The 12,931-nt window shown below is 64.4% G+C and carries 12 protein-coding genes and 1 tRNA gene; 3 read left to right on the top strand and 10 right to left on the bottom strand.

Annotated features, from left to right (window positions below):
• Positions 1-454: tetratricopeptide repeat protein (locus B7X30_RS04905; protein ID WP_286729474.1), on the top strand; the 454-nt coding region annotated here is incomplete at its 5' end.
• Positions 455-496: 42 nt separating this feature from the next.
• On the opposite strand, the gene B7X30_RS04900 is transcribed toward B7X30_RS04905, so the two are convergent.
• From B7X30_RS04900 to B7X30_RS04855, 10 genes are all read right to left on the bottom strand, one after another.
• Positions 497-1,255, bottom strand: a complete 759-nt coding sequence (locus B7X30_RS04900; RefSeq protein WP_286729473.1) for a c-type cytochrome — start codon at positions 1,253-1,255, stop codon at positions 497-499.
• Positions 1,252-2,589 carry an NAD(P)/FAD-dependent oxidoreductase gene (locus B7X30_RS04895; protein ID WP_286729471.1) on the bottom strand — a complete coding sequence of 446 codons (1,338 nt, stop codon included), beginning with the start codon at positions 2,587-2,589 and terminating at the stop codon, positions 1,252-1,254. Before B7X30_RS04895 ends, B7X30_RS04900 begins: the two co-directional genes overlap by 4 nt.
• Positions 2,590-2,599: 10 nt before the next feature.
• Complete coding sequence (locus B7X30_RS04890; protein WP_286729469.1) at positions 2,600-2,989, bottom strand: c-type cytochrome; 390 nt, start codon at positions 2,987-2,989, stop codon at positions 2,600-2,602.
• The gene (locus tag B7X30_RS04885) at positions 2,959-4,215 is read right to left on the bottom strand and encodes a hypothetical protein (protein ID WP_286729467.1); all 1,257 of its coding nucleotides are present in this window, start codon (positions 4,213-4,215) and stop codon (positions 2,959-2,961) included. Before B7X30_RS04885 ends, B7X30_RS04890 begins: the two co-directional genes overlap by 31 nt.
• A 1-nt stretch (position 4,216) precedes the next feature.
• Positions 4,217-5,650 (bottom strand): cytochrome c, encoded by a 1,434-nt coding sequence (locus B7X30_RS04880; protein ID WP_156054826.1) that lies wholly within the window; start codon positions 5,648-5,650, stop codon positions 4,217-4,219.
• Between the two features lie 317 nt (positions 5,651-5,967).
• Entirely contained in the window at positions 5,968-7,083 is a 1,116-nt protein-coding gene (locus B7X30_RS04875) for an NADH:flavin oxidoreductase/NADH oxidase (RefSeq protein WP_286729463.1), read from the bottom strand.
• Positions 7,084-7,196: 113 nt separating this feature from the next.
• The gene (gene murI, locus B7X30_RS04870; RefSeq protein ID WP_286729462.1) at positions 7,197-7,988 is read right to left on the bottom strand and encodes a glutamate racemase; all 792 of its coding nucleotides are present in this window, start codon (positions 7,986-7,988) and stop codon (positions 7,197-7,199) included.
• Entirely contained in the window at positions 7,985-8,209 is a 225-nt protein-coding gene (locus tag B7X30_RS04865; protein ID WP_286729461.1) for a cysteine-rich CWC family protein, read from the bottom strand. The genes murI and B7X30_RS04865 overlap by 4 nt, the downstream gene beginning before the upstream one ends.
• Before the next feature lie 9 nt (positions 8,210-8,218).
• The gene (locus B7X30_RS04860) at positions 8,219-9,754 is read right to left on the bottom strand and encodes a fumarate hydratase (protein ID WP_286729460.1); all 1,536 of its coding nucleotides are present in this window, start codon (positions 9,752-9,754) and stop codon (positions 8,219-8,221) included.
• 58 nt (positions 9,755-9,812) lie between these two features.
• Positions 9,813-10,463 (bottom strand): YqhA family protein, encoded by a 651-nt coding sequence (locus B7X30_RS04855; RefSeq protein ID WP_286729459.1) that lies wholly within the window; start codon positions 10,461-10,463, stop codon positions 9,813-9,815.
• A 202-nt stretch (positions 10,464-10,665) separates the two neighbouring features.
• On the opposite strand from B7X30_RS04855, the gene acs reads away from it, so the two are divergent.
• On the top strand, positions 10,666-12,645 hold the full coding sequence (acs, locus tag B7X30_RS04850; protein WP_286729458.1) for an acetate--CoA ligase: 1,980 nt from the start codon (positions 10,666-10,668) through the stop codon (positions 12,643-12,645).
• A gap of 51 nt (positions 12,646-12,696) precedes the next feature.
• Positions 12,697-12,787: transfer RNA gene (locus B7X30_RS04845), tRNA-Ser, on the top strand.
• Positions 12,788-12,931: the final 144 nt, after the last annotated feature.

Below are 12,931 nucleotides of genomic sequence, written 5' to 3'. Positions count from 1 at the left end.
TCGGTCTTGGGCTGCAGGCGGGAGATGGGCGTTCATTGCCGTCAAGCCCGGGCAGTTTCCGCCTGGAATTGATGAATTGACGTATTTGCGCGCCGTGGCTCCGCTCGAAGACGTGGCGCCTGAGGCGGCACGCACCGCTTACGAGGCGGCGCTCAAGCGCTGGCCCAAGGCGTGGATTGCCATGATGGGACTGGGCAATCTGGCTTATGCGCGCAAGGACTATCCGCGGGCTGCGATTCATTTCGCCGAGGCAGCAAGAGCGAACCCCTCTGACGGCGATCCGATGAACAACCTCGCGCAGGCCTTGCTCGCTGCGGGAGACTGGAAGGCAGCGCAGGGGGCGATCGAGGTCGCGTTGCGCCTCGGCCAGCCGCACCCCGAGGCGTATCGCAGCACGGCGGCTGAAATCGCCAAGGCGCGCGCCGCGGCCCTGGACCCTACCCAGGCGCCGTGAATCGGCGGCGGCCTGAGCGGTATTACCAGCTCGGTCCGCTCGTCAATCCGCTTTCGCGGTTTGGCTTTGCCCTTGGCTGGCGTAGTAGCGCGCAATGAGCAAGGTATCGGCGTCGCTCAGGCGCTGGCTGAACTGGCTCATGCCTTTGTACACATCGTTCTGACGCTCGCCGTTGTGATACAGACGCATGGTGCGGATGAAGTAGTCGGTCGTCTGACCCGCGATGGCAGGCGTCGTGCCCTTGCCTTCGCCGTGCAGGCCGTGGCACGACGCGCAGGCGGTGATGAGACGGTTGGCGTCGCCTTTGCGCACGAGTTGCTCCACCCGCTTGTGCTCTGCGGCGGTTAGCGGCGCGGCGAGGGCGGCCTGTGCCTGCGGCGCCACGGGCTTGGGCAGGCTGGCGTAGTAGGCGGAGACATCCGCGATCTGTTGCGGGGTCATCAGGCGGGCGATGCTGGTCATCAGCCCGGCGCGTTCGTCCTCAGAGCGCAGGCCGCTGCGATAGTCGAGCAGCATCTTGGCGGTGTAGTCGTAGCGCTGGCCGGCGACGCTGGGCCAGTTCATCGTTGCGGCATGGCCAGCGGCGCCGTGGCAAGAGGCGCACATCATGGAATCGTGCACGGCCTTGCCCGCGGCGGCATTGCCTTTGGGCAGATCGCCCAACGCGGTTTGCAGGGTGACGGGGCTCCAGGGCTTGGGCGCGGGTTTGCCGTGTTCGCTGGCTAGCGCAAGGGAGCTGGCGAGAAGCGCGGCGGCCAGGGCGAGTGTGCGCCACGCAGTGGGGAATGCGGCGGTGATCATGCGAAGATGTCCTGAGTGAAGGCCTGAATCCAGGCTTGCTGATAGACGGCGGACAGGTGGATTTGCGCGGGCGTGGCGTCGAGCGGCAGGTAGCGGGCTTTGTTGACGCGGCCGATCTTGCCGTCTTCCTTGATCTTGAACACGTCGGCGACGAACAGACCGTAGTCTTTGCCGGCCAGGGCGTAGCAGGTGTTCTCCCAGACGGGCGTGCCGGGGTCTCGTCCCGCCAGACCGTCGGTAATGACCCGGGCCACCCATTTGGCCTGGGTGTTGGCCGAGAAGCCCGACTTGGGCATGACATCGGCGATGCTGGAGTCGCCGATCACGTAAACGTCTTTGTGCAAGGTCGATTCAAACGTGGTGCGGTGCACCGGGCAAAAGCCGCTGTCGTTGGTGAGGCCGAAGTCGAAGGCGATCTGCCCGGCGACCATGGCTGGGATGATGTTGATCACGTCGGCTTTGATGGCGCCGCCCGCGGTGTGCAGGGTCATGGTCTTGGCGTCCAGACGCTGCGGGGTGCCGCCGGCCTTGGCCTGAATCCACTCCAGCGCGCAGGGTTGGGTGGAGGGCTGGAGTTTGGCCGCGAGCTTGGTGCGGTACTCCTGCGGCGGCTGGAAACCATAGAGCCGGTTCCAGCCGAGCAAGGCGGTTTCGTCGGTGACGAAGCTGTCCTTCGGGTCGGCGATGATGACCTTGGCGCGCGGGTTGTGTTTGCTGAACCACTCCGTCATCAGCGCGGCGCGCTCGTAGGGGCCGGGCGGGCAGCGGTAGGGGTTGGGCGGTGCGGCCAGCACGAAGGTGCCGCCGTCGCGCATGCTCTGCAACTGCTTGGCCAGCAGGGCGGTCTGCGCCCCGGCAATCCAGCCGCTGGGCACTTGGCTGTCGGCCAACTGTTCGCTGTAGCCGGGCAGGCTGTCGTAGCGCAGCTTGATGCCGGGCGAGACGATGAGTTTGTCGTAGCCCAAAACCTTGCCGCTGGCCGTGGTGACGGTTTTGTTCACCGGGTCGAGGCTTTTGGCGGCATCGAACACGAAAGCCACGCCATGCTTGTGCCGCAGCACGTCATAGCTCACCCGCAGGTCTTGCATCGTGACGTGCGCGTTGAGCACCTCGCTCGATCCGTAAGGGCGGATATAGACCGGGTTTTTTTCGATCACCGTGACCTGCAGGCTGGGATCGGCCAGCTTGAGGTATTTGGCCGCCGTGGCGCCACCCACGCCACCGCCGACGATGACGATGCGAGCAGACGCCTGACCGGCGCGGGCGATGGCGGGGAAGGCAGCAGCGCCCAATGCCGTGGCACTGGCGAGCAGAAATTGACGACGAGAGTTCATGGAGTGCCTCTTATTCGGGTTTGACGGCGGCGAAGTAGCTCGCCATGGCGTCGATTTCGCCATTGCTGAAGCCCTGCGCCACATGGCCCATCAGCGTGGAGGGGCGCTTGCCATCGCGGAAATCGCGCATGGCCTGCGCCAACTGCGCTTTGGGCATGCCAGCCAGGGGCATGAAGGCGGCGGCTTGTAGCCGTCCGTCCGTGCCGTGGCAACCGGCGCAGGTTTGCGCCATGGCGGCGCCGCTGGGCGGTGCTTTGGGTCCGGGCGGCAGGGTTGCGGCGGCTGGTGTGCCGACCGCTGCGGGTGCGGCTGGCGCGGCAAAAGCGGGAGCATTCGCGCCGAGCAGGCCGATGGCGAACACGAGCCCGATCAAGACCAGGATGAGGTGTTGAAGTCGCATACGAAATCCTTATCGCGCCCAGACGATGAAGCCGACGACGAAGAACTGCACGATCCAGAAACCGTGCCGATGCGGTCGATGGCGGCCGATGGGGTGTAGATCTGGCCCTTGGGCGTCTGCCCCACCTTCCAGGCAATGGTGAGGAAGTAAGCCAGGGTGCTGCCGCCAATGAGGGCGAAGGTAGAGAAGAACAGCACGTTGCTGTACCAGTCGAGGTGCACGGGGTAGGTGAATACGTCATAGCCGTGTATGCCCTTGAGCACCGTCCAGCGCAGCACTTCGCGCAGTGCCGCCACGGCAATCAGCGCCACCGCGCCGAGGGCGAAGGGGGCGTAACCGAGCGAGGTGTGCAGCGTGCGCTGGCCCAGCACCGTGGGCAGCGCCACGGTGAGCAGCAGCAACGCCACGCTGAGCAGCACGATGGGCGAGGTGGCAAACCCGGCGATGTTGGCAGGCAGGGTGGCCATCCACCCGCCGAGAAACACCAGGGCGATCACCCCGCCGATATTGAGCATCTTGCTGGCGAGGGCGCCGACCCACTGGAGGTAGTTCGCCTCGGCCAGTTGCCCCGCGCTGAGGTAGCGGCGATAGGCGAACAACCAAGCCCCCGTCACCGGTGCGGCCAGGGCGATGAAAAAGCCGAAGCGCCACAGGTTATAGTCGTGCAGCGTGCGGCCGCGCGGCTCGATCACCCCGCCCGGTGCGTACCAGCTCATCCACTTCTCGGGGCTGAGCATTTGCTGGGTGAGCACATGCATGATGAAGCCCACGACCAGAAACAGCGCCAGCGCGGCCACCAGGCTCCAGCCCGAGCGCGTGTCGTGCTGAGGGTCGTCGAGGTGATGATTGCGACTGTAGAAAAAGTACAGCGCCATATAGCCGACAATGAGCAGCACGATAAAGCCCACCACCCACCAGGCCGACAGCACATTGCTGGTGTACCAGAACGGGTCATAGGTCACCTGCACGAACAGCAGCGGTGCCACGCCGAGCACCACGGCCACCGAGACGGCGATCTTGGCGGTGGTGGTCATGGCCGCGGCCAGGCGGCGGCGCATGGGGTTGCGGCTGAAGGCGTTGGCGAGCACCAGCGCCGTGCCGCCGAGCATGACCTGTACCGCTGCGATGTGCAGCGCAAAGGTCAGCACGCCCAGCACCAGAAAGACGATGGGGTGAGACGGAACCCCGGCGACGTCGCGCAGGGCATAGAGCATTTCAGAATTCATGTCAGCGCACCTCTTGGGTCAGGGTTGCGGGCAGCGCAGCGGCTTGGTCGGCCTGCGCCAGTGCCGCCTTGTGCTGGATGTGGGCGATGGCGGCCTGCGGCTGCTTCATGTTGACGATGAATACCGCAAGCGCCTCGGCTTCTTCGGGCTTGAGCGGAATCATCGGCATATACAGCGTGGCTCCGGTGGAGAGCGCGCCGCGCAGGTAGTTTTCAACCTCGGTCACGTTGGTCGTTCCGCCGAAGTAGCGATGCAGCGGTCGCATGCCGGTATCGCTCAGCGAGTGGCAGTTGGAGCAGGTCGTCAGCGCCAGCGACTCGCCGACTTTGAGCATGTTGTCCGGCGTGACCACGCGCAGCTCGTTGGGAACGAACACCTGCGTCTTGAGAAAGCCGTGCGTCTCCAGCAGCGGAATTTCGCTCTTGATGTTCATGCCCGGCACATCGCGGCCGACGACCTGGTTGGAATAGATGTACTGCCCGGCCACCCAGGGCTTGCGGATGGACTCGCGCGCCACTTCCTCCGGCCACAGCCCGAACAGCAAAATGCTCACGGTGGCCACCGACGCCCCCCACACCACCAGGGTGCGCGAGGAAATCAGCGTCATCACGAAGTAAGCCAGAATGCCCAGCAGCACGGTGATGATGGCGGGCTGGAAGTAGGACGGCAGGCGGTTGTCCATCACCAGATGCGCGGTTTCCGGCAGGGTGCGGATATACCACTGGAACAGCGCCGCGCCGGTGATCGACGACACGATGCCCAGCCAGGCCAGCTTGCGCGAAATCTCACGCTTGAACGCCGGATCGGTGATACGCGCCGCGACGATGCCGCCGACCACCGCCGTCATGGTGAACATGAACGCGGTGCGCATGGCGAGCTGGGCGAAGGTGTTGCTGCCGTAGAAGCCGTTGAGGTAGCCCCCCTCAGTGAACCAGACCTCCTTGCCCGGCACCATCATGAACGACAGGATGCCCAGGATGATGAGCATGGTGGTGTAAGACGCCATGCCGAAGATCACGGCGATGCGCATATGCGTGCGCTGATCGACCCGGCCGACCAGGTAGATCACCAGATAGACGCCGACCACCTCGATGACGAAAAACACCCATTCGGTGGCCCATTTCCACACAAAGCTGTGGATCAGCGCCGAAATGCCGCGCGGACTGGCCACAGTGGTCGTGAACCAGATGCCCGGCCCGGTGATCGAGCCGATGACATACGAGAACACCAGCAGGAACATGCCGTATTTGCGGATGTAATCCAGCAACTGCGGCTGATTGCGCCGGTAGGCGAGCACCGCCAGATAGGCAAACAAAATGGCCGCGCCCACCGAAGTGTGCGAAGCCAGCACATGAATGGTGGCCATGATGCCGACGACCCAGCCACTGCCCACACCCGGTTCATACCAAGTGGGATAAAGCCCGACCCAATCCATCTCGACTCCTAGTCTCGGTGCGACCTGCACCGCAATGTTGCAAAAGACAACACTTTGTTACTGGCAGGAGTATCGAGAGAGGAGCTCAGTAGGGATTTGATCTACCGCAAATTGCAAATTGAGACTTGCAGATTTATCTATGTGTGAGTGACTGGGGTCACAAACGGCCCGCAAGTCGCAGAAATTCAGGGTTTACGCGGATTGCGTTCGCTGGGGCGGACCGTTGACCCGCGCCGGGGTCTGTGTCTGTCGGCGCGGTTTCATTTGATCTCACGCAGACGGGCTGCCGTCGCGGGCGCTGGAGGCGAGGCCGCTGCTCAGCGTTGGCCGATGGCGGCGTTGGCAAACACGCCGCAGGCGTCTCGCGGCTCGCTGCGCCAGTATTGCGGCGGCACCTTGACCTGCGCGCCCAATGCAGCCGCGGCATGCCACGGCCAGTGCGGGTTCCACAGCAGGGCGCGGGCCAGCGCGACCAGATCGGCCCGGCCTTCAGCCACGATGGCTTCGGCTTGCTGCGCTTCGGTAATGAGGCCGACGGCCATCGTGGGCAGCCCGGTCGCCTCTCGCACCGCCTGGGCCAATGGCACCTGATAGCCGGGGCCGATGGGGATTTGCTGCTTGGGGGACAAACCGCCGGAAGACACATCGATCCAGTCGCAACCTCGCGCCTTGAGCGCTTGCGCGAAGGCAAGGGTTTGCTCCAGATCCCAGCCGCCCTCCACCCAGTCGGTTGCCGAGACCCGCACGCCCAGCGGAACACTTGCGGGCAAGGCGGCGCGCACGGCATCGAACACTTCCAGCGGATAGCGCATGCGCTGGGTCAGGCTGCCGCCGTAGCCGTCGTCGCGCTGATTGGACAGCGGCGACAAAAACTGGTGCAGCAGATAGCCGTGCGCGCAGTGCAGCTCCACCGCTTGCAGGCCCAGGCTGGCGGCGTGTCGCGCGGCTTGGACGAAGGCGTTGCGGATGCGCTCCAGGCCGCTGGCGTCCAGCGCTTGCGGTGCAGCCTCCTGCGCGCCGTGCGGCACCGCGGAAGGGGCCACGGTGGGCCAGCCGCCTTGCGAAGCCGGTAGCAGTTGACCGCCGTCCCAGGGCCGCGCGCTCGATGCCTTGCGCCCCGCGTGCCCGAGTTGAATGCCGATGGGCATGTCGCTAAAGCTGCGCACATCGTCGAGCACGGCGCGCAGCGCCGCCACGTTGTCGGCTGAATACAGCCCCAGACAGCCGGGGGTGATGCGGCCGATGGCTTCGACCGCGGTGGCCTCGATGAACAGCAGGCCGGCGCCGCTTTGTGCCAGCTGGCCAAGATGCACGCGGTGCCAGGGCATGGCATTGCCCTCCACGGCGCTGTATTGGCACATCGGACTGACCACGACGCGGTTGCGCAGGCTGAGGGCGCCGAGTGAGAACGGGGAGAAGAGTTGAGACGACATAGGCAACGAAAGTAAGAGTCTGGCAGGAGCTGCAACGCGCGGCCTGCGTGGAATAAAGCATCGCATGCCATTGTCCCCGCCTCAGCGGTTTTCTGCAGGGCAGGGCGGTGCGATCAAGCGGCGACTTCGTTCCAGCGATGGATGGCGGCGTCTTGCAACCCGCAAAGATCTGCCATGCGACGCAGCACGGCGAGATCGCCATTGGTGTAGATCTGCGGCAGTTCGGGCCTCTGTGCGCTTGTTTGTTGCCACAGACGCGCGGCTTGCCGCGCCACGGGCTCGGCGGTGTCGAGCAGGTGCACTTGGGGGCCGAGCTCGGCCTGAATCTGCTCGGCCAGCAGGGGGTAATGCGTGCAACCCAGCACCACGGTGTCGCAGCCGGCTGTGCGCAGCGGCGCGCAGAACTGACGGATCAACTGCTGCACCTGCGGCGCTTGCAGATCGCCACGCTCCACCGCGTCGGCCAGACCGGGGCAGGGCTGCAGCACCGGCTCGGCTGCGGCGGCATGGGTGTGCAATAGCGCGCGGAACTTGGCGCTGCGCAGGGTGGACGGGGTGGCCAGCACGCCGACGCGCCGCGCGTCGCTGCGCGCCAGTGCGGGCTTGATGCCGGGCTCGATGCCCACGAAGGGCAGATCGAATTCCGCGCGCAAAACGGCGATGGCCGCCGCGGTGGCGGTGTTGCAGGCCACGACGATGAGGCGCGCGCCTTGCCCGATCAGAAAGCGGGTGATCTGGCGTGCGCGTTGCTGTAGAAAATCGTCGGGTCGGTCGCCGTAGGGCGCATGGGCCGAGTCGGCGACGTAGATCAGGCTGGCTTGCGGCAACTGCGCCCGCAGCGCGCGCAGCACGGTGAGGCCGCCCACGCCGGAATCGAAGACGCCGAGCTTCGGGGTTGGGCTCATGCGCGACGGCTTGGCTGAGCGGGCTCGGCACCCGCGCACTGCGGGCAGATACAGGCCAAGCCGATGCACGCAGGCGGAATGCGTGCCAGGGTTTGCGGCGCAAAGCGCGCGCTGACGCACCAGCAAGTGGCCGATTCATCCCCCGCGGCCCGCGCGCACGCATTGGGCTGACCGCAGAGCGGACAGCGCGCGGGGTCGCAGGCGAGGTGGTCAGCGGTCATCAGGGGCGTTCAGACGGCAGTGATGGGAATTTGCGGCATTTGCGCGATGCGCGCTTTCCACTGTGCCGGGCCGGTCTGATGCACCGAGATGCCCTGCGCGTCCACCGCCACGGTCACAGGCATGTCCTGCACGGTGAAGGCATAGATCGCCTCCATGCCCAGGTCTTCAAACGCCACGACGCGCGCCGCCTTGATGGCTTTGGCCACCAGATACGCTGCGCCGCCCACGGCCATGAGCGAGGCGCTGCGGTGCTTTTTGATCGCCTCGATCGCCACCGGGCCGCGTTCGCCCTTGCCGATCATGGCAATCAGCCCGGTCTGCGCGAGCATGGTCTCGGTGAATTTGTCCATGCGGGTGGCGGTGGTCGGGCCGGCCGGGCCCATGACTTCGTCGCGCACCGGATCGACCGGGCCGACGTAATAGATCACCCGGTTGGTGAAGTCGACGGGCAGTGTTTCGCCACGCGCCAGCATGTCGGCAATGCGCTTATGCGCGGCATCGCGCCCGGTGAGCAGTTCGCCCGAGAGCAGCAGGGTGTCGCCCGGCTTCCAGCTCGCCACTTCTTCTCGGGTCAGGGTGTCGAGATTGACGCGGCGGCTGCGTGCGGCATCGGGCTGCCAGTGCACTTGGGGCCAGAGGTCGAGACTGGGCGGATCGAGAAAGGCCGGGCCGCTGCCATCGAGCACGAAGTGGGCATGGCGGGTGGCGGCGCAGTTGGGGATCATGGCCACCGGCTTGCTGGCCGCGTGGCACGGGTAGGTCTTGATCTTCACGTCCAGCACGGTGGACAGGCCGCCGAGACCTTGAGCACCGATGCCCAGCGCGTTGACCTTTTCAAACAACTCGATGCGCAGTTCTTCCAGCTTGTTTTGCGGGCCGCGTGCCAGCAGATCGGACATGTCGATATCGTCCATCAACGCTTCCTTGGCCATGAGCATGGCCTTCTCGGCCGTGCCACCAACCCCGATGCCCAGCATGCCCGGCGGGCACCAACCGGCGCCCATGGTCGGCAGGGTGGCGAGCACCCAATCGACCAGGTTGTCGCTGGGGTTCATCATGATGAACTTGCTCTTGTTCTCGCTGCCGCCGCCTTTGGCAGCGACCTTCACCGACACGGTATTGCCGGGCACGAGGTTGACGTTGATGACGGCCGGAGTGTTGTCGCGCGTGTTCTTGCGGGCGAAAATCGCATCGTCCACGATCGAGGCACGCAGCACGTTGTCGGGGTCGAGATAACCCTGCCGTACCCCGGCGTTGACCACTGTATCGAGGCCGTCGTCGAAGCCTTCCAGGCGCACGTTCAGGCCGATGTCGAGAAAGACATTGACGATGCCCGTGTCCTGACAGATCGGGCGATGCCCTTCGGCGCACATGCGGCTATTGGTCAGAATCTGCGCCATGGCGTCCTTGGCCGCAGGCGACTGCTCGCGCTCATACGCTTTAGCCAGATGGCTGATGTAGTCGGCCGGGTGGTAGTAACTGATGAACTGCAGCGCTGCGGCGATGCTGTCGCGCAAATCGGCGGCACGGATAACGGTGGTCATGGTGTGAACGGTTTGTTGTGGATGAAATAGGTGGTGCCGGGATTGACAGGCGGCGGGCCTAATGAGCCTCGTCCGCCTTGACATGGCCCAGCAGCATGGTGCGGGTCATCATGCGGTCGGTGTAGGCGATCGCCATGGCCGAAAGCAAGAACACGACATGGATGGTGGTCTGCGCCACCAACGCTTTCACGCTATAGGCGTCGGCGTTGATGAAGGTGCGCAGCAGGTGGATGGACGAGATGCCGATGATGGCCATCGCCAGCTTGACCTTGAGCACCGAGGCGTTGACATGCGACAGCCATTCCGGCTGATCGGGATGGTCTTCGAGGTACATGCGCGACACGAAAGTTTCGTATCCGCCCACGATGACCATGATGAGCAGATTGGCGATCATCACCACGTCGATCAGGCTGAGCACCACCAGCATGATGGTCGTCTCGGTGAGCTTGGGCGCGGCGCCATGCGCCAGAGCCTGCGCATCCTCCACGGGCAGAGGATTGCGCACAGCGATGGCTTCGAGCAGGTGTGCCAGCGAGGCCTGATTGCCCAATGCCGCGCCGACCAGATCGCTGAGTTCCACCCAGAAGTGAAAGACATACACCCCGAGTGCCAGGATCAGCCCCACATAAAGCGGCAACTGCAACCAGCGGCTCATGAACAGCAGGCGGGGGATGAAGGGGACGTGCGGCAGGTCGGGCGGACGAGGCATGGCGGTTCCGGTGACGGGGATTGAATCGCGATTCTAGAAGGGCACCGTCTCGCTCCAATTCATCCCCACGCCAGCGCTGCGCACTATGCTCGAGGTGCAGCGTCAGGGCTGCCGTCAGGGCTACGTAAGGGCGCAAAATTCAGATAGCAATGTTTTTTCCTGCGCCTTTGCGCTGAGATTTCACAAAACGAAGGAGACTGTCATGAGCGACACCGCCACACACCCGCACGAACGCAAGGTTTATTACCCCCCCCAGCAAGCCGTGCAGTCCGCCCGCATTTCCGGCATGGACGCCTATCGAGCCCTCTGCGCCGAGGCCGAGGCCGATTACACCGGCTTCTGGGCGCGCATGGCGCGGGAAAACCTGCAATGGCAGCATCCCTTCACCCACGCACTCGACGACAGCCAGGCCCCGTTCTACAAATGGTTCGATGATGGTCGGCTCAACGTGTCCTTCAACTGTCTGGATGTGCATGTGCAGGCCGGCAAGGGCGACAAGACTGCGATCGTGTTCGAGACCGATGACGGCGCCGTCACCCGCGTGAGTTACGCCGAATTGCTCGACAAGGTGGGCCGCTTTGCCAACGCACTCAAATCCCTCGGGGTGAACAAGGGCGACCGCGTGGTGATCTATATGCCCATGTCGGTCGAGGGCGTGGTGGCCATGCAGGCCTGCGCCCGAATCGGGGCCACGCACTCGGTCGTGTTCGGCGGCTTTTCGGCGCAGTCGCTGCGCGACCGTATCGAAGACGCAGGCGCCGTGCTGGTGATCACCGCCGACGAACAGCGACGCGGGGGCAAATCGCTGCCGCTCAAAGCCATCGTCGACGAGGCCCTGGCGCTCGGCGGCTGCGACACCATCCGACATGTCGTGGTCTATCAGCGCACTGGCGGCAACGTGGCCTTCACCGCCCCCCGCGATCTCTGGATGCACGAACTGTCTGCAGCCCAGAGCCCGGATTGCCCGCCGGTTTGGGTCGAGGCAGAGCATCCCCTGTTTCTGCTCTACACCTCCGGCTCCACCGGCAAACCCAAGGGCGTGCAGCATTCCAGCGCGGGTTATCTGCTCTGGGCCAAGCTGACCATGCTCTGGACTTTCGACATCCGCCCGGACGACCTGTTTTGGTGTACCGCCGACATCGGCTGGGTGACCGGGCACAGCTACATCGCCTACGGCCCGCTGGCTTGCGGCGCCACCGAAATCATGTTCGAGGGTGTGCCGACCTTTCCAGACGCCGGACGCTTCTGGAAAATGATCGAGCAACACAAGGTCACCATTTTCTACACCGCGCCCACGGCCATCCGCTCACTCATCAAGGCGGCAGAGACCAACCCCGCCGTGCACCCGCGCAACTACAAGCTCGACAGCCTGCGCTTGCTCGGCACCGTCGGCGAACCCATCAACCCCGCGGCCTGGGAGTGGTATTACGAGCACATCGGCGGCGGTCGCTGCCCCATTGTCGACACTTGGTGGCAGACCGAGACCGGCGGCCACATGATTACCCCGTTGCCTGGCGCGACGCCCATGGTGCCAGGTTCCTGCACTCTGCCACTGCCCGGCATTACCGCCGAAGTGGTGGACGAAACCGGCCACGACGTACCTTGGGGCACCGGCGGCATTCTGGTCATCAAAAAGCCCTGGCCAGCCATGATCCGCAACATCTGGGGCGATCCCGAACGCTTCAAGAAAAGCTATTACCCCGAAGAACTGGGCGGCTACTACCTGGCAGGCGATGGCGCCATTCGCGACGCCAATGACGGCTACTTCACCATCACCGGCCGCATCGACGACGTGCTCAACGTCTCCGGCCACCGCATGGGCACGATGGAGATCGAATCCGCCCTGGTTTCCCACCCGCTGGTGGCCGAAGCCGCCGTGGTCGGCCGCCCGGATGACATCACTGGCGAAGCCGTCTGCGCGTTCGTCGTGCTCAAACGCACCCGGCCAGAAGGCGAGGAAGCCCTGAAAATCGCGGCCGAACTGCGCAACCATGTGGGCGTGGAAATCGGCCCCATTGCCAAACCGAAGGACATCCGCTTCGGCGACAACCTGCCTAAGACGCGCTCCGGCAAGATCATGCGCCGTCTTTTGCGTTCTCTGGCCAAGGGCGAGGCTGTCACCCAGGACACCTCCACCCTCGAAAATCCCGCCATCCTCGACCAACTCGGCAAAACGCACTGACCGTGAAGCCCCCAAGCCGGGAGCCCTCGTCTGCTATAGTCGAAAGTTCTCGGAGAGATGGATGAGCGGTTTAAGTCGCACGCCTGGAAAGCGTGTAAGGGTCAATAGCCCTTCGGGGGTTCGAATCCCCCTCTCTCCGCCAGAATAAAATCCCAAGTGATTGATTCACTTGGGATTTTTCTTTTTTCTGGCGATCGGACACAAAAAAACCGCCGGTTAGGGCGGTTTTAAGGACTATTGGTGCCGGTGAAAGGAGTCGAACCCTCGACCTTCGCATTACGAATGC

The sequence above is a fragment of the Thiomonas sp. 13-64-67 genome, assembly GCF_002282795.1.
Classification (GTDB): domain Bacteria; phylum Pseudomonadota; class Gammaproteobacteria; order Burkholderiales; family Burkholderiaceae_C; genus Thiomonas; species Thiomonas arsenitoxydans.
The sequence above is the reverse complement of the archived record's forward strand: the minus strand, read 5'-3'. Positions and strand labels throughout refer to the sequence as shown.